19 protein-coding genes are annotated in these 23,434 nt (G+C 75.2%); 12 read left to right on the top strand and 7 right to left on the bottom strand.

Annotated features, from left to right (window positions below):
- Positions 1-4 precede the first annotated feature (4 nt).
- From sufC to EDD39_RS32735, 5 genes are all read left to right on the top strand, one after another.
- Positions 5-769, top strand: a complete 765-nt coding sequence (gene sufC / locus EDD39_RS32755; protein ID WP_123562969.1) for a Fe-S cluster assembly ATPase SufC — start codon at positions 5-7, stop codon at positions 767-769.
- Positions 766-2,028 (top strand): cysteine desulfurase, encoded by a 1,263-nt coding sequence (locus EDD39_RS32750; RefSeq protein ID WP_123562966.1) that lies wholly within the window; start codon positions 766-768, stop codon positions 2,026-2,028. The genes sufC and EDD39_RS32750 overlap by 4 nt, the downstream gene beginning before the upstream one ends.
- Positions 2,029-2,038: 10 nt before the next feature.
- On the top strand, positions 2,039-2,500 hold the full coding sequence (gene sufU / locus EDD39_RS32745; RefSeq protein ID WP_123562964.1) for a Fe-S cluster assembly sulfur transfer protein SufU: 462 nt from the start codon (positions 2,039-2,041) through the stop codon (positions 2,498-2,500).
- Positions 2,501-2,642: 142 nt separating this feature from the next.
- Positions 2,643-2,930, top strand: coding sequence for a metal-sulfur cluster assembly factor (locus EDD39_RS32740; protein ID WP_051817190.1), 288 nt, complete (start codon positions 2,643-2,645; stop codon positions 2,928-2,930).
- Positions 2,931-3,037: 107 nt separating this feature from the next.
- On the top strand, positions 3,038-3,571 hold the full coding sequence (locus tag EDD39_RS32735; RefSeq protein WP_148089574.1) for a hypothetical protein: 534 nt from the start codon (positions 3,038-3,040) through the stop codon (positions 3,569-3,571).
- A gap of 34 nt (positions 3,572-3,605) precedes the next feature.
- On the opposite strand, the gene EDD39_RS32730 is transcribed toward EDD39_RS32735, so the two are convergent.
- Positions 3,606-4,928, bottom strand: a complete 1,323-nt coding sequence (locus EDD39_RS32730; protein WP_123562960.1) for an MFS transporter — start codon at positions 4,926-4,928, stop codon at positions 3,606-3,608.
- A 375-nt stretch (positions 4,929-5,303) separates the two neighbouring features.
- Between EDD39_RS32730 and EDD39_RS32725 the strand changes: the two genes are divergently transcribed.
- The 3 genes from EDD39_RS32725 to EDD39_RS32715 all read left to right on the top strand — a co-directional run bounded on the left by EDD39_RS32725 (position 5,304) and on the right by EDD39_RS32715 (position 9,812).
- The gene (locus tag EDD39_RS32725; RefSeq protein ID WP_123562958.1) at positions 5,304-6,893 is read left to right on the top strand and encodes a hypothetical protein; all 1,590 of its coding nucleotides are present in this window, start codon (positions 5,304-5,306) and stop codon (positions 6,891-6,893) included.
- Positions 6,894-7,043: 150 nt separating this feature from the next.
- Positions 7,044-8,156: a hypothetical protein gene (locus EDD39_RS32720; protein ID WP_148089573.1), complete on the top strand. Its 1,113-nt coding sequence runs from the start codon at positions 7,044-7,046 to the stop codon at positions 8,154-8,156.
- A 162-nt stretch (positions 8,157-8,318) separates the two neighbouring features.
- Entirely contained in the window at positions 8,319-9,812 is a 1,494-nt protein-coding gene (locus tag EDD39_RS32715; protein ID WP_123562954.1) for an alkaline phosphatase PhoX, read from the top strand.
- Positions 9,813-9,923: 111 nt separating this feature from the next.
- On the opposite strand, the gene EDD39_RS32710 is transcribed toward EDD39_RS32715, so the two are convergent.
- Complete coding sequence (locus tag EDD39_RS32710; protein WP_123562952.1) at positions 9,924-11,528, bottom strand: PucR family transcriptional regulator; 1,605 nt, start codon at positions 11,526-11,528, stop codon at positions 9,924-9,926.
- Between the two features lie 277 nt (positions 11,529-11,805).
- Between EDD39_RS32710 and pruA the strand changes: the two genes are divergently transcribed.
- Positions 11,806-13,434 carry an L-glutamate gamma-semialdehyde dehydrogenase gene (gene pruA / locus EDD39_RS32705; RefSeq protein ID WP_123562950.1) on the top strand — a complete coding sequence of 543 codons (1,629 nt, stop codon included), beginning with the start codon at positions 11,806-11,808 and terminating at the stop codon, positions 13,432-13,434.
- Between the two features lie 88 nt (positions 13,435-13,522).
- Positions 13,523-14,452, top strand: coding sequence for a proline dehydrogenase family protein (locus tag EDD39_RS32700; RefSeq protein WP_123562947.1), 930 nt, complete (start codon positions 13,523-13,525; stop codon positions 14,450-14,452).
- 223 nt (positions 14,453-14,675) lie between these two features.
- Here the strand turns inward: EDD39_RS32700 and EDD39_RS32695 are convergent, their stop codons facing one another.
- Positions 14,676-15,929 (bottom strand): TerD family protein, encoded by a 1,254-nt coding sequence (locus EDD39_RS32695; protein ID WP_123563477.1) that lies wholly within the window; start codon positions 15,927-15,929, stop codon positions 14,676-14,678.
- A gap of 135 nt (positions 15,930-16,064) precedes the next feature.
- Here EDD39_RS32695 and pepN point away from each other — a divergent pair, with 135 nt between their 5' ends.
- A complete protein-coding gene (gene pepN, locus EDD39_RS32690) occupies positions 16,065-18,554 on the top strand; it encodes an aminopeptidase N (RefSeq protein WP_123562945.1) in 2,490 nt (829 codons plus the stop codon).
- Positions 18,555-18,779: 225 nt separating this feature from the next.
- Here pepN and EDD39_RS39975 read toward each other — a convergent pair whose 3' ends face one another.
- Complete coding sequence (locus tag EDD39_RS39975; protein ID WP_123562941.1) at positions 18,780-19,751, bottom strand: hypothetical protein; 972 nt, start codon at positions 19,749-19,751, stop codon at positions 18,780-18,782.
- A gap of 301 nt (positions 19,752-20,052) precedes the next feature.
- On the opposite strand from EDD39_RS39975, the gene EDD39_RS32675 reads away from it, so the two are divergent.
- Positions 20,053-20,553: an SsgA family sporulation/cell division regulator gene (locus EDD39_RS32675; RefSeq protein WP_123562939.1), complete on the top strand. Its 501-nt coding sequence runs from the start codon at positions 20,053-20,055 to the stop codon at positions 20,551-20,553.
- Here EDD39_RS32675 and EDD39_RS32670 read toward each other — a convergent pair.
- The 3 genes from EDD39_RS32670 to EDD39_RS32660 all read right to left on the bottom strand — a co-directional run bounded on the left by EDD39_RS32670 (position 20,472) and on the right by EDD39_RS32660 (position 23,342).
- Complete coding sequence (locus EDD39_RS32670) at positions 20,472-21,863, bottom strand: GAF domain-containing protein (protein WP_123562937.1); 1,392 nt, start codon at positions 21,861-21,863, stop codon at positions 20,472-20,474. The genes EDD39_RS32675 and EDD39_RS32670 overlap by 82 nt on opposite strands.
- A gap of 127 nt (positions 21,864-21,990) precedes the next feature.
- On the bottom strand, positions 21,991-22,977 hold the full coding sequence (locus EDD39_RS32665; RefSeq protein ID WP_123562934.1) for a M56 family metallopeptidase: 987 nt from the start codon (positions 22,975-22,977) through the stop codon (positions 21,991-21,993).
- The gene (locus EDD39_RS32660) at positions 22,974-23,342 is read right to left on the bottom strand and encodes a BlaI/MecI/CopY family transcriptional regulator (RefSeq protein ID WP_030910514.1); all 369 of its coding nucleotides are present in this window, start codon (positions 23,340-23,342) and stop codon (positions 22,974-22,976) included. The genes EDD39_RS32665 and EDD39_RS32660 overlap by 4 nt, the downstream gene beginning before the upstream one ends.
- Positions 23,343-23,434 lie beyond the last annotated feature (92 nt).

Genomic DNA, 23,434 nt, shown 5'->3' with positions numbered 1-23,434 from the left:
CCCCATGGCAACGCTTGAAATCCGCGACCTGCACGTCTCCGTCAACGCCGAGACCGGCCCGCGGGAGATCCTGCGTGGCGTCGACCTGACCGTCAAGCAGGGCGAGACCCACGCGATCATGGGTCCGAACGGCTCCGGCAAGTCGACCCTGGCCTACTCGCTGGCCGGCCACCCCAAGTACACCGTCACCGGCGGCCAGGTGCTGCTGGACGGCGAGGACGTGCTGGAGATGTCCGTCGACGAGCGCGCCCGGGCCGGCGTGTTCCTGGCCATGCAGTACCCGGTCGAGGTCCCCGGCGTCTCGGTCTCCAACTTCCTGCGCACCGCCGCCACCGCCGTCCGCGGCGAGGCCCCCAAGCTGCGGCTGTGGGTCAAGGAGGTCAAGGAGGCGATGGCCGCCCTCTCGATGGACCCGGCGTTCGCCGAGCGCAACGTCAACGAGGGCTTCTCCGGCGGCGAGAAGAAGCGCCACGAGATCCTCCAGCTCGAGCTGCTCAAGCCGAAGATCGCCATCCTCGACGAGACCGACTCCGGCCTGGACGTCGACGCGCTGCGGATCGTCTCCGAGGGCATCAACCGGGTCCGCTCGACCGGCGAGGTCGGCACCCTGCTGGTGACCCACTACACCCGCATCCTGCGCTACATCAAGCCCGACCACGTCCACGTCTTCGCGGGCGGCCGGATCGTCGAGTCCGGCGGTGCCGAGCTCGCCGACAAGCTGGAGGAAGAGGGCTACGAGAGCTACGTGAAGGGCGGCGCTTCCGAGTGACCCATTCCCATCTGACCGGACTCCTCGACACCGACGCCATCCGCAAGGACTTCCCCGTCCTGTCGCGGCAGCTGCACGACGGCAAGCCCCTGGTCTACCTGGACAACGCGGCGACCTCGCAGAAGCCGCGCCAGGTGCTGGAGGCGCTGAACGCCTACTACGAGCAGCACAACGCCAACGTCCACCGCGGCGTGCACGTGCTCGCCGAGGAGGCCACCGCGCTGTACGAGGGCGCCCGGGACAAGGTCGCGTCCTTCGTCAACGCGCCCAGCCGCAACGAGGTGATCTTCACCAAGAACGCCTCCGAGTCGCTCAACCTCGTCGCCAACATGCTGGGTTGGGCCGAGGAGCCGTACAAGGTCGACTCCGACTCGGAGATCGTGATCACCGAGATGGAGCACCACTCCAACATCGTGCCGTGGCAGCTGCTCGCGCAGCGCACCGGCGCGAAGCTGAAGTGGTTCGGCCTGACCGACGACGGCCGGCTCGACCTGTCGAACATCGACGAGCTGATCACCGAGAAGACGAAGATCGTCTCGGTGACGCTGGTGTCCAACCTGCTGGGCACCGTCAACCCGGTGGACGCGATCGTCCGCAAGGCGCAGTCGGTCGGCGCGCTGGTCTGCATCGACGCCTCGCAGGCCGCCCCGCACGCCGTGCTCGACGTGCAGGCGCTGGAGGCCGACTTCGTCGCCTTCACCGGCCACAAGATGCTCGCCCCCACCGGCATCGGCGTCCTCTGGGGCCGCCAGGAGCTGCTGGAGGACCTGCCGCCGTTCCTCGGCGGCGGCGAGATGATCGAGACCGTCACCATGGGCTCGTCCACCTACGCCCCCGCGCCGCACAAGTTCGAGGCCGGCACCCCGCCGATCGCCCAGGCCGTCGGCCTCGGCGCCGCCATCGACTACCTGTCGGCGATCGGCATGGACAAGGTCGCCGCGCACGAGCACGCCATCACCGCGTACGCCATCGAGCGCCTGGCCGAGGTGCCCGACCTGCGGATCATCGGCCCGCGCACGGCCGTCGACCGCGGCGCGGCGATCTCCTTCACGCTCGGCGACATCCACCCGCACGACGTCGGCCAGGTGCTCGACGAGCAGGGCATCGCGGTCCGGGTCGGCCACCACTGCGCACGGCCGGTCTGCCTGCGGTACGGAATTCCGGCGACCACCAGGGCGTCGTTCTATCTGTACTCCACGCCCGGCGAGGTGGACGCGCTGATCGACGGCCTCCACCACGTCCGCAACTTCTTCGGCTGAGGTGGCTGCCATGAAGCTCGACTCGATGTACCAGGAGATCATCCTGGACCACTACCGCAACCCCCACGGCAAGGGGCTGCGGGACGGCGACGCCGAGGTGCACCACGTGAACCCGACCTGCGGCGACGAGATCACCCTGCGGGTGAAGCTCGACGGCGCGGTCGTCACCGACGTCTCCTACGAGTCGCAGGGCTGCTCGATCAGCCAGGCCTCCGCCTCCGTGCTCAACGACCTGGTGGTCGGCAAGCCGGTCGGCGAGGCCCAGCGGGTCCAGGAGGCCTTCCTGGAACTGATGCAGAGCAAGGGCCAGTCCGAGGGCGACGAGGAGGTCCTGGAGGACGCCGTGGCCTTCGCCGGGGTCTCCAAGTACCCGGCCCGGGTCAAGTGCGCCCTGCTCAGCTGGATGGCCTGGAAGGACGCCACCGCCAAGGCGCTCGGCGGCCAGCCCGCGATCACCGAGACCACCGACTGACGCCCGTTAGGACACTGGATTCATGAGCGAGAACGAGACGGCCGAGGCCGTCGAGGCTCCGGCCGCCGAGGCAGCGGCCGCTGAGGCCACCGAGGCCCCCGGCGCGTTCACCAGCGCCGGCACGGTCTCCACCGAGGACCTCATGGAGGCCCTGATGGACGTCGTCGACCCCGAGCTGGGCATCGACGTCGTCAACCTCGGCCTGATCTACGGCCTGCACATCGACGCGGACGACACCGCCACCGTCGACATGACGCTGACCTCCGCGGCCTGCCCGCTCACCGACGTGATCGAGGACCAGGCCCGCACTGCCACCGACGGCCTGGTCAAGGACCTGCGGATCAACTGGGTCTGGATGCCGCCGTGGGGCCCCGACAAGATCACCGACGAGGGCCGCGACCAGCTCCGCGCGCTGGGCTTCAACGTCTGAGCCGGTAGCGGTCGGAACCGGCAGCGGCCGGGACAGGGGCGGGAACCTCCGGGTTCCCGCCCCTTCGCGCGTTCCGCCGCCCCGGGGCCGAACTAGACTGCGGGGCCATGGATTTCGGGGCGAACGGCGGACGACCGGGACAGCCGGACTGGGCCGCGATGGCCGAGCGGCACGAGCGCGCGGAGCGGCGGCGCAGGCGGCTGCGGATCGCCGGGGCGGCGGCCGGGGCGGTCGCCCTGGTCGGCGGGGGCGGTGCGGCGGTGGTCGGCCTCGCGGGCGGCGGGACGGCGGGCGGCGGTCCGGCGGCGGGGGCCGCCGCGAGCGGGGCCCCGGCGGCCACCGGCTCGGCCACGCCCGCTCCGGGCGCCTCCGCCCCGGCTTCGGCTTCGGCTTCGGCCCCGGCCGCCCCGACTGCTTCGGCGTCCGCCCCGGCCCCGGCCCCGGCTCGCAAGCGGTCCGGCCCCGTCCCCGCCGCGACCGCCCGCAAGCCGGCCGGGGCGGCGAGTCCGGCTCCGCCGGCCGGCCCGGACGGCGGCCGGGCGCTGGAGATCGCCGGCTCCGTGGTGGACCTGCTCCTCGGGCCCCGCCACGTGCTGGGCGACGCCCTGCCGCCGGGACGGCCGGGGGAGCCGCGGCCCTGACGGCGGCGGGGGCCGCAGGGCCGGGCGTCGGCGGTCAGCGCCGGCGCAGGACGGTGGCGGCCAGGACGAGGGCGGCGCCGGCGGCGGTGAGGGCGAAGGCGGTGACGGCGGGGAGCAGGCCGTAGGCGCGGGTGAGGGCGCCGACGGCGATGATCGGGGCGGAGGAGCCCAGGTAGACGATCACCCAGAGGGCGGAGAGCTCGCTGCCGCGGCGGGCCGGGTCGAGGGCGGCGACGGCGGTGGTGAACAGGGAGCGGAAGGCGACGCCCTGGCAGACGCCGGCCAGCACGCTGCCGACGAACAGCAGCGCCGGGGTGCCGGTCGCGGCGGCCGCGGTGAGCAGGCCGAGCCCGGCGGCCAGGCCGGCCAGGCCGGCCGCGACCACCACCCGGTCGGAGGTCGGCGGGACGAGCAGCTGGGCGGCCGCCGAGGAGCCGAGCAGCAGCGCGGCGACGGCCGCGCCCGCCAGCGGGGAGCGGGTGTGCAGCAGGGTGGAGGAGAAGGCGGGGGCCAGCGCCAGGTAGACGCCGAAGACCGCGTAGGAGAGGAAGCCCGCTGCCGCCGCCAGCAGGAACTCGCGGCGCCCGGTGCGCGGCAGCCGCAGCCGCTGGGGCCGCAGGTGGGCGGGGGTGGTGACGCGCGGCGGGGAGGCCGGCGGGCGCACCGAGCCGGGCATCCGCGGGTGCACCAGGGCGAGCGGCACGCACAGCGCGAGCAGTGCGACGGCGTGCGGCAGGAACGGCCCGAGCAGCGGCTTCGCGTCGCTGGTGAGCGCGGCGCCGACCAGCGGGCCGAGCGCGACGCCGCCCGCCGAGCAGGCCAGGGTCAGCTTGGCGGCCAGCGTGGGGCGGTCCGGCAGCAGGTCGCCGAGGGCGGCGCCGGCCGCGCCGGTGGACAGGCCGACCGCGACGCCCTGCACGGCCCGGCCGGCGGCCAGCTGCCAGAACGAGCCGGCGGTGGCGAACACCGCGTCCCCGGCGGCGGCCAGCGCGACCGCGGGCAGGATCAGGGCGCGCCGCCCGAGGTGGTCCGACCAGTGGCCGACCGCGGCCAGCACCGGGACCAGCGCGAACACGTAGACGGTGAACAGGACGGTGGTGTCCAGCGGGCTCAGCCCCAGGCGCTGCTGCAGCACCGGGTAGAGCGGGGTGGCGAGGTTCGCGCCGATCAGCATCAGCAGCAGGGCGGCGGCCACCAGGCCGACCCGGATGCCGCGCAGCGCGTTCCAGCGGCTGATCGGGGCGAGCTGGAGCTGCTTGCGGGGCGCGAGTTCCAACGGAAGCAGGGCCTCCGACAGTCGGCGGCCGGCGTACTGAGCGGTGCTCAGGCCGGGGCCGGCGGGGGAGAGGTCCGCCATGGCAGGGGTCTCCTGTGGCAAGGCGCCGCCGGGCGCGGCCGGGCCGTGGTGCGGCGGCGCGGCCCGGACGGTGCGGGTGTGCACGTGGTACGTGGAGTGCGGAGCGCCGTCGCTCCGGGTTCCGGGGCGCCCGCGCGGGGGTGGTGCGCGTCGCCCCCCGAAGGATACGTGGCCGCGGGCACTCGTTCGGACGCACCGCCCCACTCGTTCGGGGGGACGATCCCGCAGCTCAAGCGTTCGGTCGTGGCGGCCGATACGCTGGGTTGACGGGCCGACACGCACCGGCCCGCTCCGCCGCTCCCCGCGTCCGCCGCCCCCGGGCGGGCCGCCCACCGGACGGCGGTGCCCTGCGACCCACCCGGGAGAACGCGCGCGATGGCCGGACGTAGCCGTAACACCCCTGACCAGCAGCCGTCCGAGGCCGAGGGGCTGCTGCCCGCCGACTACGACCTCGCCGACCTGTACGGCGCGCAGAGCGGTGACGAGGACCCGGACGACACGGCGGTGCTGATCCCGCCGATCACCCTGCCGGCCGACGCCGAGCTGGCCGCCGCGGCCCTCGCCGTCCCGCTGATCTCCCGGGTGGTCGCGCTGGCCCGCTGGGTCGCCCCGCACCGCGAGGTCGACGAGCACGGCGACCTCGGCGAGGCCGACCGGGTGCAGGCCGCCCGGATGCTCGGCGCCGAGGACCCGGACGAGGACGACGTGGTCGAGGCGATGCGGGCCTGGGCGCTGGCCTGCGACCTCGACCTGGTCGAGACCGGCACCACCGACGACGGCGCGCACGTCGCCATCCCCGGCCCCGACCTGGCGGCCGTCGAGGCCGGCGAGCCCGCCGCCGTGCTCGGCCTCTGGTTCGAGGCCGCCGAGCTGGTCCGCGAGCTGGCCGCCGAGGCCGAGTCGGTCGACCCCGAGGTGGTCGAGGGCGGCGGGAGCGACGACTCCGACGGCCTCGCCGAGGTCGAGGACGCCCACGACCAGGCCGCCGAGATCCTCGACGAGGCGCTGCACGTGCTGTACGAGGCCACCGCGTTCGCCGAGCCCGGCGCCGAGACCGTCCCGCTGGGCGTGCTCGCCGCGCTGCTGGTCGTCCCCGACGGGCAGGAGCCCGACGAGGAGATGCTCGGCGAGATCACCGACCTGATGGTCGTCCTCGACCCGATGCTCGGCGACCTCGCCGAACTCGGGCTCCTGGAGCACCGGCCGATCGACCCCGACCTGTTCGAGGAGGGCGACGGCGGCGCCGAGGGCGACGTGGTGGACACCGACCGGCCGCTGACCGACGAGGACGCGGCCCGCTTCGGCACCGTCCGGCTCACCGTGCTCGGGCAGTACGCCGTCCGCGAGTGGCTGCTCGCCGACGGCTACGACGCCCCGCTCATCGGCGACCTCGCCGAACTGGACGGCCCCGCCCTGCTGCGCGAACTCGCCGAGAACGGGCAGCTCTTCGCCGAACCCGAGCTGAAGGCCTGGCTGGCCGCCCGGGACGCGCAGGACGCCGCCCGCGAACTGCTGGCCGGCGCGCAGGGGCGCGACGCGCAGTCGCCGGTCCGCCGCTACTACTGCGTGCTCGGCCTGGCCGAACTGGGCGAGGAGGCGGCCCCGCCGGTGCGGGGCGTCGTCGACGACGCCGAGCTGGGCGGGCTGGCCCGCGAGTGGCTGCGGGCCCGCGGCGCGGACGTCGCGGCCGCGGAGCGCGAGGTCGCGCTCTGGCGGGTGGTCGACTCGATGGCCGCCGTCATGCTGCTCACCGCGGGCGAGGGCGGCCGGCTGCAGGCCCTGGTCGCCGACCTGCCGGTGACCGACAACCCGGCCAGCTACTTCGGCGAGGTGTGGCGGGTGCCGCACCCGATGACGGCGGAGGTGCTGGAGGCGGTCGGCGAGCTGCACCTGGACCGCAAGGTGGCGAAGGAGGCCCGGCGGGCGGCGGTCAAGGCGCGCTCGCTGCGCGGGCAGACCGGGTGAGCGGAGCGGTGCTCCCGGCGGGGCCCCGGACGGGGCTCCGGCCGCGAGTTCTCTGCAAGCCCTCCACGTCCGGCTGATGGCTCGACAGGTTCCCCTGGCCGTAAGGTAAGTCGGCGTTGGAGTGGCGAGCGGCCGGGGGTGCGGCGAGGGATGAAGAGGCAGCACACGAGCGGGCCCGTGGACATCGAGGCGATGTACTCGGACCAGGAGGCGTACGGCCGGCGGGTGTTGGCGGGCGCGGGGTTTCCGGTGTTCGGGTGGGTGCACGGGGCCGGGGGGGTGCCCGGGTGGGACGTGCTGGCGGAGTACGAGGTCGGCGACGGGGAGTTGGCGGCGGTGGAGGTCCGGTCCGGTGACTGGAGCTCCGCGCAGGGCCCGTACGTGACGGTGCGCACCTACCGCGCCGGGGCCGGGTCGGGCGGGCTGCTGCCCGACCTGGAGGACGTCGTCGAGGACGAGCGGGACCGGGTCTACGAGCACCTCGGCGTCGACGAGGGCGACACCGCCGGGCGGGTCCGGGCACTGCGGGAGTGGATCACCGTGGACGGCGAGCCGCACGCGGTGCAGGTGCACGAGGACTCGCGGACCGGCGCCGGGCACGGCACGGTGTGGGCCGGACGGCTGCGGGTGGACGGGGCGACGGTGACGGTGACCGGGCGCGGCGTCCCGCCCGGGTCGGTGGAACTGCACCGGATCGGCGACTTCGAGCGGTACATCGTCGGCCGGACGGCGATGCTGCGGCAGGTCGCCGCGCTGCGCGCGGACCGGCACGCCCCCGAACCGGAGCCGGAACCCGCCGAGTGGGGGCTCCAGGCGCACCGGGACCTGGTGGTGCAGGCGATCGCCCGGGCCGCCGCGATGGCCGCGCAGCTGCGGGCCGGGCGCTCGGCCCGGCTGCCGCGCCACCTGCGCGGCGAGGACCGGCAGGTGCGCTGGGAGACGGCGGTGCGGCAGCAGATGCGGCTGGCGTCGGAGACCCGCGAGGAGGCGGACGAGGCGGTCACCTCGATGGTCAACCACCTGAGCCGGCTGGCCCACCACGCGGACTGGGTGAGCGGGACGGCCGAGGGCGCGGCGGCCGTCGAGGAGGTCGTCCGGTACACGGCGTTCGCCAGCGAGGTGCCGAGCCTGCCCGCGCAGCGGGCCTGGGAGCGGCTGTGGGCGGGCGGCACGCCGGAGCTGCCGTCGGGGACGGAGGACGCCTGGCTGACGGCGTGGGAGCAGTGGCGGGTGGAGCGGACCCAGCACGGGGCGCGGCGCTAGGCCCGGGCGGCACGGTGGCGGGATGAGGTAAAGGCCGGGTCACGGGTGGTTCTATGGTCGGTAAATCGGCACGTCGGCGCCGGGTCGGATTCACGTCCGGTTCACGTCCGGGCCGGAGCCTTTCGGTCACCAGAGCCCCCCTCTCCTCCAGGAGTGACCGTCATGTCGCTGTCCCGCCGGGACTTCGTGAACCGTTCGACCATGCTCGGAGCAGGCGTCCTGATCGCCGGCAGCGCCGAGGTGCTGGCCACCGCGCCCGGTGCGATCGCCGCCCCGGCGGGCGGTGAGGCCGCCCTCGCCAAGGGCGGGCACGCCGCGGTCGGCTACGGCGAGCTGGTGTCCGACCCGCAGGGCGTCCTGGCGCTGCCGAAGGGCTTCTCGTACGAGGTCATCACCCGGACCGGCGTGACCACCCTGGTCACCGGCGAGTCCACCCCCAGCAACCACGACGGCACCGCCGCGTTCGAGGGCCGGGGCGGGACCGTCCTGCTGGTGAACAACCACGAGCTGGCCGGGCCGCGGGCCAACTGGCCGCACCCCGTGCCGCTGCTGGAGGGCCACGTCTACGACCCGGCCGCGGCCGGCGGCTGCACCGTCGTCGAGGTCTCCGGCCACGGCAACGGGCACGGGCACGGCGGCGACCACGGCAAGGGCAGGGGCCACGGCAGGCGCCAGGTCCGCGAGTGGGTCGGCATCGCCGGCACCGCCACCAACTGCGCCGGCGGCGCCACCCCGTGGGGCACCTGGCTGACCTGCGAGGAGACCGAGGACAAGGCCGGCACCAACGGCTTCACCAAGGACCACGGCTACGTCTTCGAGGTCGACCCGCACGACCAGGACGCCAACCGGGACCCGCAGCCGATCAAGGCCCTCGGCCGGTTCGCGCACGAGGCCGTCGTCATCGACGAGAAGCGCGGCCACGCCTACCTGACCGAGGACGCGTCCAAGCCCAACGGCCTGTTCTACCGCTGGACCCCGCCGGCCGGCTTCCGGCACGGCAAGCGCCGGCTGCGCACGCTGGCCGCCGACGCGGGCGTGCTGGAGGCGCTGAAGGCGTTCGACTCCCAGGGCAAGCTGGTCGACGACCTGTCCCGGGCCACCAAGCCCGGCACCACGTACGGCGCGGACTGGGTCAAGGTCCAGGACCGGGACGCCCGCACCACCTCGATCCGCAAGCAGTTCAAGGACGGCGAGGTCACCCGGGCCCGCAAGCTCGAGGGCATGTGGTGGGGCGACAACGGCATCTACTTCGTCTCCTCGTTCGCCCGCGAGGAGTCACCGCTGCAGCACGACGGGCAGGTCTGGTTCTACAACCCCGTCCGGCGGACGCTGACCCTCAAGGTCATCCTCGGCGTCAACAACGACATCTGGACCGACCAGGGCAACTTCGACGGCCCCGACAACATCACCGTCTCGCCCCACGGCGGCCTGATCATCGCCGAGGACGGCAACGGCCTGCAGCACCTGTTCGGCACCACCACGGACGGGCGGACGTACGCGCTGGCGCGCAACGAGCTGAACCTCGGGACGGCCGAGAAGCCGGAGTTCAGCGAGTTCACCGGGGTGACGTTCTCGCACGACGGGCGGACGCTGTTCGCCAACATCCAGGAGCCGGGGATCATGCTGGCGATCACGGGGCCGTGGCACCGGATGTGACCCGGCGTTGAGCGGGGGCCCGCCCGGGGAGGGTTCTGCTCTCCGCGGGCGGACCTTGCCGTTGGCGGGGGGCCGTTCGCGCAGTTCCCCGCGCCCCTGGCGGGGCGTCGACTACTGCTCGTGCAGGCGGAGTTGGAGCATCGCCAGGAGCCGCTGCCGGGGCTGGGCGAGGTCGAGGCCGGTGAGTTGTTCGGCTCTCCGGACCCGGTAGCGCAGGGTGTTGGGGTGGATGTGCAGGGCGTCGGCCGCGGTGCGGACCTCGCCGAGGGCGTCGAGGTAGGCGAGGACGGACTCGGCCAGGCGGGTGTGGTGGCGGGTGTCGTAGGCGGTGAGGGCGGTGAGGCGGGGGTCGCGGAGTTCGGGGCGGTCCTGGAGCAGGGCGAGCACCTCGGAGACCAGCACCTCGGCCTGGACGTCCTGGAGGGCGGCGACGTCGGGGACGACCCCGCCGCGGCCCATCGCGTCGAGGATCCGGTCGGCCTGGGCGCGGGAGGCGGGGACGTCCGCCAGGCCCGGGACGGTCGGGCCGATGGCGGCCCGCAGCGGGATGGAGAGGTGGTCGCGGGCCGCGTCGACGGTCTCCTGGGTCCAGTCGCGCAGGGTGCCGAGCGGGACGCCGGGCGGGAGTTCGGGCAGCAGGACGTAGACCCGGGAGTCGACGGGGGCGAGCAGGGCGCCGCGGTGGCGGGCGGCGGTGTGCACCGAGATCAGGCCGGTCACCTCGTCGCGGGTGAGTTCGGCGTCCCGGTCGTCGGTGGCGGCGGGCGCGTAGGCCAGCACGGTGGCGGGGCGGCGGACGTCCAGGCCGAGGTGGGTGGCCAGCGACTGCGGGCCGGTGGAGCCCTCCAGCAGGCCGGTCAGCAGGGTCTGGGTCAGCCGGGTGTCGGCCGACAACTCGCGGCGGCGGCGCACCAGTTGGCCGGCCGCGACCCGGGCGGCGCCGACCAGCGCCTGCTCGGCGGTGTCGGTCAGCGGGCGGGAGCCCTCCTGCACCCAGATGGTGCCCAGCGGCTGCGCGCCGGAGCGGATCGAGATGGCCAGCCGGCGGCGGATGCCCAGTTCGGGGTGGGCGGCGATCTCGATCGCGCCCTCGGAGCCGCGCAGGTGGGAGAAGACGCCCCACTCGCGGAGCTTGGCCAGGTACGGCTCCGGCCCCTGGCGGCCCAGGATGGACAGCCGGCGCAGGTCGTCCACCTCGTCGGTCTCGGAGGTGCGCGAGTAGGCGAGCACCCGGCTGGAGGTGTCCTCGATCGAGACGATGCCGCCGGTCAGCACGGCCACCGTCTGGGCGAGCGAGAACAGGTCGCCGGTGGCGGGCCCGCCGGGATCCGGGCCGTCCGGGCCGTCGGTGCCGGAGAGCAGGGTGCGGGCCAGCGAGTCGAGGTGCTCCCAGCGGGTCTCGCGGCGCACCGAGAGCAGCGCCACGCCCGCCTCGGTGGCGGCCTCGCGCAGCGCGTCCGCCTGGCCCGGCCCGTCCAGCTTGACCGCGACGGCGGCGGCCCGGGCCCGGCCGGCGGCGCGCAGGGCGGGCAGTGCGGCGCGGCCGCGGGCGCCGATGGCCAGGACGAGTTCGCCCGGCGCGGAGGTGGGCGGGTCCTCCGGGTCGAGGATGGCCACGTGCCGGACCGGGACGTCCAGCCCGGCGGGCGCGGCCTGCAGCTCGACCAGGGGTTCGCCGAGCGACATCAGCAGCTGGCGGAGCGGGAGGCCGGTCATCGTCGGGGTCCTCGGTGCGTCAGGGGCGGGGCGGGCGCGGTTCGCCGGGGCGGGGTTCGTCGGGGCGGACAAGGTCGCGGGGTCGAGTTTAGTGAGGCGGACAGGAGACGGCCGTCGTGACCGGGGCGTGACGGTGTTCGTCCGGGCGGACAACGGCGAGTGGGGGAATTTGGCGGCGCGGCCAACGGTGCCGGACGGGGACGGGGAATAGCGTTCCTCCATGGCCGGCGTGCGACCCTCGCCGGCTTCCCATGACGAGAAGGAGAGCGTGCGCGCCATGGATGCTGTGACCCAGGTCCCCGCGCCGGTGAACGAGCCGGTCCACAGCTACGCCCCCGGCAGCCCCGAACGGGCCCGGCTGGAGGCCAAGCTGAAGGAGCTGGGCGGCCAGGGGCCGATCCAGCTGACCATGACGATCAACGGGGAGCAGCGCCTCGGCGGCGGCTCCGAGATCCACGTCGTCCAGCCGCACCACCACGCGGCGAAGCTCGGCACCCTGCGCAACGCGACCCAGGACGACGCGCGGGAGGCCATCGACACCGCGCTGGCCGCCGCGCCGGCCTGGCAGGCGCTCTCCTTCGACTCCCGCGCCGCGATCTTCCTGCGCGCCGCGGACCTGCTGGCCGGGCCGTGGCGGGAGACCCTCGCCGCGGCCACCATGCTCGGCCAGTCGAAGACCGCCCAGCAGGCGGAGATCGACACCCCCTGCGAGCTGGTCGACTTCCTGCGCTTCAACGTGCACTTCGCCCGGCAGATCCTGGCCGAGCAGCCGATCTCCTCCGACGGCGTGTGGAACCGCACCGACCACCGCCCGCTGGAGGGCTTCGTCTACGCGATCACCCCGTTCAACTTCACCGCGATCGCCGGCAACCTGCCGACCGCGCCCGCGCTGATGGGCAACGTGGTGATCTGGAAGCCGTCCCCCACCCAGCAGTTCGCCGCGCACTACCTGATGCGCCTGCTGGAGGCCGCCGGCCTGCCCAAGGGCGTCATCAACATGGTGACCGGCGACGGCCTGGCCGTCTCCGAGGTCGCGCTGAAGCACCCCGCGCTGGCCGGCATCCACTTCACCGGTTCCACCGCCACCTTCCAGCACCTGTGGCGCACCGTCGGCGAGAACATCGCCGGCTACCGCACCTACCCGCGGATCGTCGGCGAGACCGGCGGCAAGGACTTCCTGGTCGCCCACCCGTCCGCCGACAAGGCCGTGCTGAAGACCGCGATGACCCGCGGCGCCTTCGAGTTCCAGGGCCAGAAGTGCTCGGCGCTGTCCCGCGCGTACGTCCCGGCCTCGATCTGGGCCGAGATCAAGGACGACTTCCGCGACGAGGTCGAGTGGCTCACCATGGGCGACGTCGCCGACCTGAGCAACTTCATGGGCGCGGTCATCGACGATCGCTCCTTCGCCAAGAACAAGGCCGCCATCGACCGCGCCCAGGCCGACCCGCAGGTCGAGGTGCTGGCCGGCGGCACGTACGACGACTCGGTCGGCTACTTCGTCCGCCCGACCGTGCTGGTCTGCCAGGACCCGGCCGCCGAGTACTTCCGCGACGAGTACTTCGGCCCGATCCTCGCCGTGCACGTCTACGAGGACGAGAACTACGACGAGATGCTCGCGCAGATGGAGTCGGTCTCCTCGTACGGCCTGACCGGCTCGATCATCGCCCAGGACCGCGAGGCCGTCGAGCACGCGATGCGCGTGCTGCGCAACGCGGCCGGCAACTTCTACATCAACGACAAGCCGACCGGCGCCGTCGTCGGCCAGCAGCCCTTCGGCGGCGGCCGGGCCTCCGGCACCAACGACAAGGCCGGCGCCAAGCAGAACCTGACGCGCTGGACCTCCAGCCGCTCCATCAAGGAGACGTTCGTCCCGCCGACGGACTACCGCTACCCGCACATGGGCTGACCAGGCCCCCTCGACGGCCGGCCACCACCCCCGGCCGGCCGTCGCCCCCTCTTCTCCACCAGCTGATCCGCTTCGCCGGGAGTCCACGATGCTCCGTTCCGCCCTCCTCGCCGCCTCGCGCTCCCCGCAGGTGCGCACCATGGTCGAGAAGTTCCCGCCCACCCACGCGATCGTCGAGCGCTTCGTCGCCGGCGACCGGCTCGACCAGGGCGTGAGCGCCACCGAGACGCTGGTCGCCAGCGGCCGCAAGGTCACCCTCGACCACCTCGGCGAGGACACCAAGGACGCCGACCAGGCCGCCGGCACCGCGCTCGCCTACGAGCACCTGCTGACCGCCCTCAAGGAGACCGGCCTCGCCGCGGACGCCGAGGTCTCCGTCAAGCTCTCCGCCGTCGGCCAGTTCCTCCCGGTGGACGGCGAGAAGATCGCCCTGGAGAACGCCCGCCGGATCTGCCAGGCCGCCGCCGACGCCGGCACCACGGTGACCCTCGACATGGAGGACCACACCACCACCGACTCCACCCTGGCCATCGCCCGCGAGCTGCGCGCCGACTTCCCCTGGCTGGGCGTCGTGCTCCAGGCGTACCTGCGCCGCACCGAGGCCGACTGCCGCGACCTGTCCGGCGCGGGCTCCCGGGTGCGGATCTGCAAGGGCGCCTACAAGGAGCCCGAGTCGGTGGCCTTCCAGGGCAAGCGGGACGTCGACCTCGCGTACGTCCGCGCGCTCAAGGTCCTGATGGCCGGCGAGGGCTACCCCATGGTGGCCTCGCACGACCCCAACATGATCAAGATCGCCGGGCAGCTCGCCGAGTGGAACAAGCGCGACACCACCTCCTTCGAGTACCAGATGCTCTTCGGCATCCGCCCCGAGGAGCAGCTCCGCCTCGCCGAGGCCGGCAACACCATGCGCGTCTACCTCCCCTACGGCCAGGAGTGGTACGGCTACTTCATGCGCCGCCTCGCGGAGCGCCCCGCCAACCTGACCTTCTTCCTGCGCGCGATGGCGACCCGCGGCTGACCCGCCGCCCGCCGTTCCCCGAAAAGGCCCGGAGCATTTCGCTCCGGGCCCTCGTGTTCTCCGGGGTGGTTCTCGCGGAATCCGGTTTTCCCGGATCGAAATGACCGCGCGGACCGGGCGGACCGGGCGGATCGGTCGGGAAGGGGAAGGGGAAGGGGAAGTCGGCAGCCGTTGCTCGGGCCGTGGGCCGACTGCCGGGGCTCGTCGACGCGGCGGTGGGGCGTCAGAGCATGGCGGCGGCCGGCTTGACCATGCTGCGGGCGGTCTTGGCGTCGACGTACTCGCCGAGGGCGGTCATGACCCACTCGCCGGAGAACTGGCGGACGAGTTTGCACATGGCGACGCCGGTGTGGGGTTCGGACTGGGCCAGGTCGAAGCGGACGAGTTCCTCGTCGGTGGCGGCGTCGACCAGGCGGCAGTAGGCGTTCTTGATGTCGGTGAACTTCTGGCCGGAGAAGGAGTTGACGACGAAGACCAGGCCGCAGACCTCGGGGGGCAGGCCCGCCAGGTGGACGGTGATGGCTTCGTCGTCGCCGCCGCCGCGGCCGGTGAGGTTGTCGCCGGAGTGGGCGATCGCGCCGTTGAAGACGGAGAGCTTCATGAACCAGGCGGTGTCGATCTTGTTGCGCTGGGCGTCGAAGGCGATCACCGAGGCGTCGAGGTCGATGTTGCGGCCGCGCCCGGCGGGCTCCCAGCCGAGGCCCATCCGGACCGAGGCGAGGAAGGGCTTGCCGGCCTTCTCCAGGGAGACCGAGCCGCCCTTGACCAGGTTGACCCGGCCCTTGTCGAGGGTGACCTTGCCGACGGCGGGGGAGCCGGACGGCATCGGGGGCGGGGTCGCGGGCCCCTGCGGCGCCGCGCCGCGGGGCGCCGCGCCCGGCATCGGCGGGGCCGCGGGCGCGGGCATCGGCGGGGCGGAGAGCGGCGGGGCGGGCGGGGCCGGGGGAGCGGCGGGGGCCGTGGTGGCGGCGGTCGCCGGGGGTGCGTCCTCGACGGCGACGCCGAAGTCGGTGGCGATGCCCGCCAGGCCGTTGGCGTAGCCCTGGCCGACGGCGCGGACCTTCCACTCGGTGCCGCGCCGGTAGACCTCGACGACGACCAGGGCGGTCTCGCGGGAGAGCCGCGGCGGGGTGAAGGTGAACAGTTCGCGGCCGGTGTCGGCGTCCCGGACGGTCGCGGTGGGCTCGGTGCCCGCGAAGGTGGCGCGCCGGTCGTCGAGCGAGGCGGTGACCACGATCCGGGTGATCTCGTCCGGGACGGCCGCGGTGTCGACGGCGATCGCGTCGGGGGCGCCGCCGGCCGCCGGGCGGTGGGTGACGCCGGGGCCCTGCGGGGCGTTGAAGAAGACGAAGTCGGCGTCCGAGCGGACCTTGCCGGCCGCGGTGAGCAGCAGTCCGGAGACGTCCAGCCGCGTGGGCGCGGTGACCTCGACCACGACCCGGGCCGACGCCAGGGGTGCGTTGCCGCCCTGGACCAGAACAGTCGTCACGTGCTCCTCCTCGATTCGCCGTTCCCACCCTAGCCAACCCGCCGTGCCCGCCGGGATACGCCGCGAGCGAATCCGGCGCGCACCCGCTTGCCCGGGCCGGGCGGGCTCGGCGAGCATGCGGGCATGCCAGCACTGCAACGATCCGAAGCAACTGTCCGTGCCCGCCTGCTGGAGGTCCGCGGCTACACCGTCGACCTCGACCTGACCGGCGGCCCGGAGCGGTTCGGCAGCACCACCGTGATCCGGTTCGGCTGCACCGAGCCCGGCGCCGACAGCTTCGTCGACGTCGAACCCGCCGTCCTGCGGCGCGCCGTCCTGAACGGGGAGCCGCTGGACACCGCCGCCCTGGACGGCAACCGTCTCGCGCTGCCCGCGCTGCGCGCCGAGAACGAACTGCTGGTCGAGGCCGAGATGCGCTACTCGCGCACCGGCGAGGGCCTGCACCGGTACACCGACCCGGCCGACGGCGAGGTGTACGTGTACGCCACCTGCGGGCCCGACCTGGCGGCCAAGGTGTTCGCCTGCTTCGACCAGCCCGACCTGAAGGCCCCGTTCACGCTGACCGCCACCGCCCCCGAGGAGTGGACCCTGGTCGGCAACGGCGCCAAGGTCCGCGGCGAGAAGGGCAGTTGGGAGTTCGCCCCGACCAAGCCGATCTCCACCTACCTGTTCACCGTGGTCGGCGGCCCGCTGCACTCGGTGCACGGCGAGCACGACGGCATCCCGCTCGGCCTGCACGCCCGCCGCTCGCTGGCCGCCGAACTCGACCGCGAGGCAACCGAGTTGTTCGAGGTGACGGCCGCCTCGCTGGACCGGCTGCACCAACTCTTCGACGAGCGCTACCCGTTCGGCGAGTACCACCAGGCGTTCGTCCCCGAGTTCAACTGGGGCGCGATGGAGAACCCCGGCTGCGTGGTGTTCCGCGACGAGATGCTGTTCCGCTCCCCGGCCACCGCCTCCGACCACGAGACCCGCGCCATGGTGGTCTGCCACGAGATGGCCCACATGTGGTTCGGCGACCTGGTCACCATGCGCTGGTGGGACGACCTGTGGCTGAACGAGTCGTTCGCCGAGATGCTCGGCTACCGGATCGCCGTCGAGGCCACCCGCTTCACCGGCGCCTGGACCGCGTTCTCCGCCCGGCGCAAGGGCTGGGGCTACGACGCCGACCAGCGCGGCTCCACCCACCCGGTGGCCGGCAACGGCACCCGCTCGGTCGCCGAGGCGATGGTCAACTTCGACGGCATCTCCTACGCCAAGGGTGCCTCCGCGCTGCGCCAGCTGGTCGCCTGGCTCGGCGACGACGCCTTCTTCGCCGGCCTGAACGCCTACTTCGCCGACCACCTCTACGGCAACGCCGAACTCCCGGACTTCCTGGCCGCGTTGAGCGCCAGCAGCGGCCGCGACGTGCCCGGCTGGGCGGACGCCTGGCTGCGCACCAGCGGCGTCGACACGCTGCGCGCCGAGACCGAGCGCGCCGCCGACGGCACCCTGACCGCGCTCACCGTCGTCAACGAGGGCAGCCGGCCCCACCTGATCGAGGTCGGCGGCTACCGGGTCGAGGACGGCCGGGTCGTCCCGGCCGGCCGCGTCCCGGTCGAGCTCGGCCCGGGCCGCCGGGTCGCCGTCCCCGCCCTGGTCGAGGCCGGCGCTACCCTGGTCGTCCCCAACGACGGCGACCTGACCTGGGCCAAGATCCGCCTGGACCCGGACTCCTGGCGGGCCGTCGCGCAGTCGCTGTCGGCGATCGAGGACGACGTCACCCGCGCCGTCCTGTGGGAGCACGCCCGCGACCTGGTCCGGGACGCCGAACTCGACCCCGCGGCCTACCTCGACCTGATGGAACGCCACCTGCCCGCCGAGACCTCCGACAGCATCGTCGAGACCGTCCTCACCTTCGCCCGCACCCACGTGGCCGGCCGCTACCTGCCCGCCGCGCGCCGGGCCGAGGGCCTGGCCGCCGTCAGCCGCACCGCCCGCGCTCTGCTGGCCGGCGACGGCAGCCACGGCATCCGGCTGGCCGCGCTGCGGGCCGCCGTCGAGAGCAGCGGCGGAGACGACCAACTCACCGAGCTGCAGGGCTGGTTGGCGGACGACGCGGCGCCCGGCGCCCTGCCCGTCGGACCGGAACTGCGCTGGGCCGGCCTGGCCCGGCTGGCCGCGCTCGGGCGGCTCGACGAGGACGCGATCGACGCCGAGGCGGCCCGCGAACCGGGCAGCGAAGCGGAGTTCGGCGCGGCCCGGGCCCGGGCCGCCCGGCCCGGGGAGGACGCCAAGGCCGACGCCTGGGAGCTGCTGTTCACCCCCGACGGCGTCTCCAACCGGGTCCTGGAGGCCACCGCCCGCGGCTTCTGGGCCTCCGGCGACCCGGACCGGCAGCACGCCTACGCGCTGCGCTTCTTCGCGCGGATCACCGAGGCCGCCGACCGCACCGACGCGGTCGCCCGGCTGCTCGGCCAGGCGCTCTTCCCGTCCGCGCAGACCGCCCCCGAGGTGGTCGCCGCCGCCGAGGCCGTCCTCGCCGACCCCGCGCTGACGCCGGCGCTGCGGCGCAACCTGGCCGACGCGACGGACGACCTGCGGCGCACCCGGGCGGTGCGGGCGGCGTTCTAGCACCGCGTCAGGCAACCTTCGCCCGTCGCGACGCCCGGCACGCCCTCTCGCCGCACCGGCCGAAAACCCGAGTACATCCAGTACGAGGGCTTCCGGCCGGCACGCCGAGAGCACGCACCGACCGCCGCTCCTTCACGGCAAAGGTTGCCTGACGCGGCACTAGGGCGGAGCCCGCCCGTGCCCCGCCCGTGCCCCGGCCGGGGCACGGGCGGGGGCGGTGCCGGGCTAGAAGGTGCCGCGGGCGGCGAGGGCGCGGCTGGTGGGGAGGGCGAAGGCGGAGGCGGTCCAGGTCTCGGGGGCCGCCGGGGCGGTGCCGGGCTGGGCGGTGGCGCCGGTCATGGTGAAGGTGTAGCCGCCGGGGCGCAGCGGGAGGTCGGCGGGGGTGGTGAAGCGGTAGACCAGGGTGTCGCGTTCGAGGGCGACGGTGACGACCGCGCCGGGGAGGTCGGTGGCGGGGGTGCTGCCGGGCAGCGCGGCGGGGCGGTTGAGGCGGAACTCGACCTGGAGCGCCGTCATCGCCTCGTCGAGGTCGAGCCGCAGGGTGTGCCGGGTGCCGGTGGGGCCCAGGGCGTCCACCCGGGCGGTGCCGTGCAGGGTGCCGGGCAGTGCGGCGGTGCCGGTCGGCGAGGGCTTGGCGGTCGGCGAGGGCGAGGCGGACGGGCCCGGGGCGAGCGGGGCCGGCCGGGTGGCCGAGGGCGACGGCGAGGCGGCGGGCGCGGGAGTGGACGAGGGCGAGGGCGCGGCGGGCGGCGGGGTGGCGGTGTCCTCGGCGAGCCGCAGGGGCGGGGCGGAGGCGGTGGCCGTGGTCGGGCGGGCGGTGCCGGGAGTGCCGGCGGTGCCGGTGCCGGGACGGTCGCTCGGGCGGCCGGTGGGCGTGGCGGAGGCGCCGCCGGCCGTCGCGGGGGCGGCCTGCAGGGTGCTGCCCGGCGCGGGGGCGGGGCTCTCGGCGGGGGTGGCGTCCGGGCTGGGGACGGGCGGGCCGCCGACGGTGACGCCGATCCGGCGGCCGACCTGCTGCTGCTGCTCGTTCAGCAGCCAGGTGGTGGCCAGGCTGATCCCGACCACCGTGGACATCGCCATCGCCGCACCGGAGAAGCGGATGGTGGGCAGCCGCAGCCGCCCGCCGAAGGGCCCGGGCCGGCCGTGCCGTCCCGACCGGCCCGCGGGAACGGGCCTGGAGTGCTCGCGGAGCGCCACCGGGCTCCCCTTCCTGACAGGTCCGCATGCGACACCGCACCCCGTGCGCGGCCCGGACGGGCCCGGGCGAACGGGGCGGGAGGGACGAGACTACCAGCGGTCTGACGGACCGCCAGATCCCGGGCGAAACCCGGCGGCCGAATCGAGTCCCGTGCCGGACCGGCGAGTTGGAGCGCGCCGGTGGTGGGGAGTGGCCTGAACAGGCCACCCGGAACACCCCGTGCAACCCCCTGCAACCGTTGCGAGCGGCCGTGCGCCGGAGCACGCTGGTGCCGTACCCAGCCGCTTCGGAGAGATCGTCATGCCGTGCGACCCGCTGTCCGCCCCTTCCGACCAGCCGGTCGCCGCCACCCCCATGGGCGGCGACCGGGACGGCGCCGCCGTGCCCCCCGCGGTGGTGGAGGAGGTGCTGCTGCTGCGGATCGCCCTGGACCAGGACCTGGTCGGTGAGGTGCGCACCCGGTTCCGGTACGCGGCCGCCGCGCCGCACGAGGTGCGGCTGACCTTCCACCTGGGGCGTCCCGACGAGGCGGACTGGGTCTTCTCCCGCGACCTGCTGCGCGACGGCCTGGAGGGGCTCAGCGGCCAGGGCGACGTCAAACTGTGGCCCGCGTCCTGCCCGTGCCACGGCGCGACCCTGCACCTGGCCCTGGGGTCGCCGCACGGCAGCGCCCTGCTGGAGGCGTCCCGGCCGCAGGTGCGGGCCTGGCTGGAACGCACCTACACCGTGGTGCCGGACGGCGGCGCGCCCGAACTGCTGCCCAGCGACGAGGAGTTGGCCGAACTGCTGGCCGGCGGCTGAGCGCCGCCGGACCGCCCCGGCAGCCGCAGCGCACCCCCGGCCAGCGCGGCCCGCACCTCCCGGACGGCCGGGGCGGCCGAACCGGGCAGCAGGTCGTACGGGTCGTCCGGCCCGAGCACCGCGACCTCGGCCCGGGCCGCCAGCCGGTACGGGCGGGCCTCCAGCAGCGCGCCCAGGTGGCGGCGCAGCCGGGACAGCTCGGCCCGGACGGTGACGGTGCGGGCCGGGTCGGCGAACAGCGCCTCGGCGAGCCGGGCGGCGCTCAGGCCGTCCCGGTGCAGGGCCAGCAGCAGGAGCAGCTCGGCGTGCCGGGGGCTCGGCGAGTGCGACCAGGCGCCCGCGCTGCCGCGCACCCGCAGTTCGGGGTCGGCAGGGCGGCGCAGGTCCAGTTCCACGGCGGCGGCCCCGGCCTGCTCGGCGAGCGCGGCCGGGCGCGGGGCGGCCGGGCGCACCAGCCAGCCGTCGGCCAGCGGCTCCACCGCGCACTCGCCCAGCGTCGGCACCCAGTGCACCCCGCCGCTGCCCCAGTCGCCGGGCGGCGGGGCCAGCCGGGGCGGGCCGGGCACGCCGGTGGCGGCGGCCGTCCAGCCCGCGCCGTCCACCACCAGGGCCGGGCCGCCGAACCGGGCCAGCAGCGGCACCGCGACCGTCCGCAGCCGGTGCAGCGCCTCCAGGTGGCCGGCCCGCAGCTCGGTCTCGGCGAGCCGGGCGGCGGTCAGCGCGAGCTGCCGCAGGTAGGGGTGGTCGCCGGTGGCGGGACCGCTCAGGTCGATCACGCCGGCCAGCCGGCCGGTGCGCGGGTCGCGGACCGGGACGCCCACGCACGTCCAGCCGCGGTGGCTGCGCAGGTAGTGCTCGGCGGAGTGCACGGTGCTGGGGCGGGCGGTGCGGGCGGCCAGGCCGATCCCGTTGGTGCCGACCTCGTCCTCGGACCAGAGCGCGCCCGGCTCGAAGCCGATCGCGTCGGCGTCCCGGCGCAGCCGCCGGTCCGTCTCCAGCCACAGGACCCGGGCCTTCGGGTCGGCCACCGCGAGCACCACCGGGGCCGGCTCGCCCGGCCCGAACAGGGCCGAGCGCAGTACCGGCAGCACCTGCTCCAGGCCGGTGGCCCGGCGGGTCTCCTCCAGCTCCGCGGGACGCAGGTGGCGGGCCGGCCGGCCGCGCTCCGGGTCCAGCCCGAGACGGCGCAGCCGGGCCCAGGAGTCGCCTATCTCCGGGCGCTGCGGGTGCTGCGGAGGCTCGCAGGACTGCGGCGGGACGGCCCGGAGGGAGGCGCGGGCGGGTGTGCCGCCGCCGTCGGTCCGCTGCATGCCGCTCCCCCGTCTCGCCGTCCCGCAGTCAGCGTACGGGGGGTTCGGCGGGGGTGTACCGGGCGGTCGGGAAGAGTCGTCGGGGAGCGTGCCCGCCGGGGGCCGGGCGGTTTTTCGGGGGGAGCCGTCAGCGGGCGGCGGGGTCGCCCTGGGCGGTTTCGACGGCCTGGTGGAAGTCGTGGCCGGCTTCGGCTGCGGCGGCGGTGGTGGCGGCGAGGCAGCCGGCCAGGGCGAGGGCGGCGAGGGTGCGCAGGGCGCGGCGGGGGGTGGGCGGGGTGCGGTGGTCGGTGAGGAGGGCGCGGACGCGGCGGGGGACCGGGCCGGTGGTGGCGGCGGGGGCGAGGCCGGGGCGGGGGGCGGCGGGGGTGCGGGCGGCGGCGAGGGCGGCGTGGCCGATCGCGCGGGCGGTCAGGGCGCGGTCGCCGACGGCGGTGGCGGCGCACTCGTCGGCCCAGCGTTCCAGGTGGTAGCCGAGGGCGCCACGCAGCGGGCGCAGGGCGGGGTGGCAGGCGGCGGCGTACTCGGCGGCGGCGAGCAGGAGGTGGTGGCGGCCGGCGAGGTGGGCGCGTTCGTGGGCGAGCAGGGCGGCGCGTTCGGGGCCGGTGAGGGCGGCGAGCATGCCGGTGGTGGCGACGATCCGGGGCGGGCGGCCGGGCAGGGCGTACGCGTCGGCGCGGTCGTCGGTGAGGACGGTGAGGGCAGCGGGGCCGGGGCGGCGGAGCAGGGCGCGCGGGCCGGCCGGGAGGTCGCCGGTGGCGGCGCGGGCCCGGCGCAGGTCGGCGAGTTGGCGGCGGGCGGTGCGGGCGGCCAGCACGGTGATGGTGAGCAGCGCGAGGGCGGCGGCGGCCGCGACGGGCACCCACTCGAGGTCGGAGAGTTCGCTGGGGTGCCAGTGCGCGGGGGAGAGGTGGGCGAGGGCGGCGCCGTAGGGCAGGTGCAGCAGGCCGGTGACGGTGAGCAGGCCGAGCGAGGCCAGCGCGGCGGTGCCGAGGGCGACCGAGGTGGCGGCCAGGGTGAGGGCGGCGGCGCGCGGGGCGAGCTGGTCGGCGAGCCGGCGGGCGAGCGGGGCGGCGAGCAGCGGGAGCAGCAGCGGGGCCCAGATGGCGATGGTCACGGCTGTTCCCCGAGGAGTTCGCGGAGCAGGCGCTCGTCCTCGCCGGAGAGGTCGGAGACGAAGCGGGCCAGCACGGTGGAGCGGTCCCGGCCGCGGTCGAGTTCGGTGCGCATCCGGCGGGCGGCGAGGCCGTCGGCGTCCTGGACGGTCGGGGTGTAGGCGAAGGCCCGGCCGGCCTTGGTGCGGGAGACGGTGCCCTTCTCGTGCAGCCTGGCCAGGATGGTGGCGACCGTGGTGCGGGCCAGGTCGGCGGGGAGGGCGTGCTGGACCTGCTGCGGGGTGAGCGGGCCGTCGGCGGCCCAGAGGGCGGCCAGGACCTGGGCCTCGAGTTCTCCCGCGGGCCGACGGGCGGGCGTGTCCGTCATGTCGCGCGAACCTCCGGGATTCGTCTACAGTCCTGTGGACGTCTACATCACTGTAGACGCTGGGGTGCGTCCCCGTGCGGACGCCCTCCAAC

The sequence above is a fragment of the Kitasatospora cineracea genome (assembly GCF_003751605.1).
Classification (GTDB): domain Bacteria; phylum Actinomycetota; class Actinomycetes; order Streptomycetales; family Streptomycetaceae; genus Kitasatospora; species Kitasatospora cineracea.
Note: the sequence above shows the minus strand (reverse complement) of the source record. Positions and strands in the feature narration are given on the sequence as shown.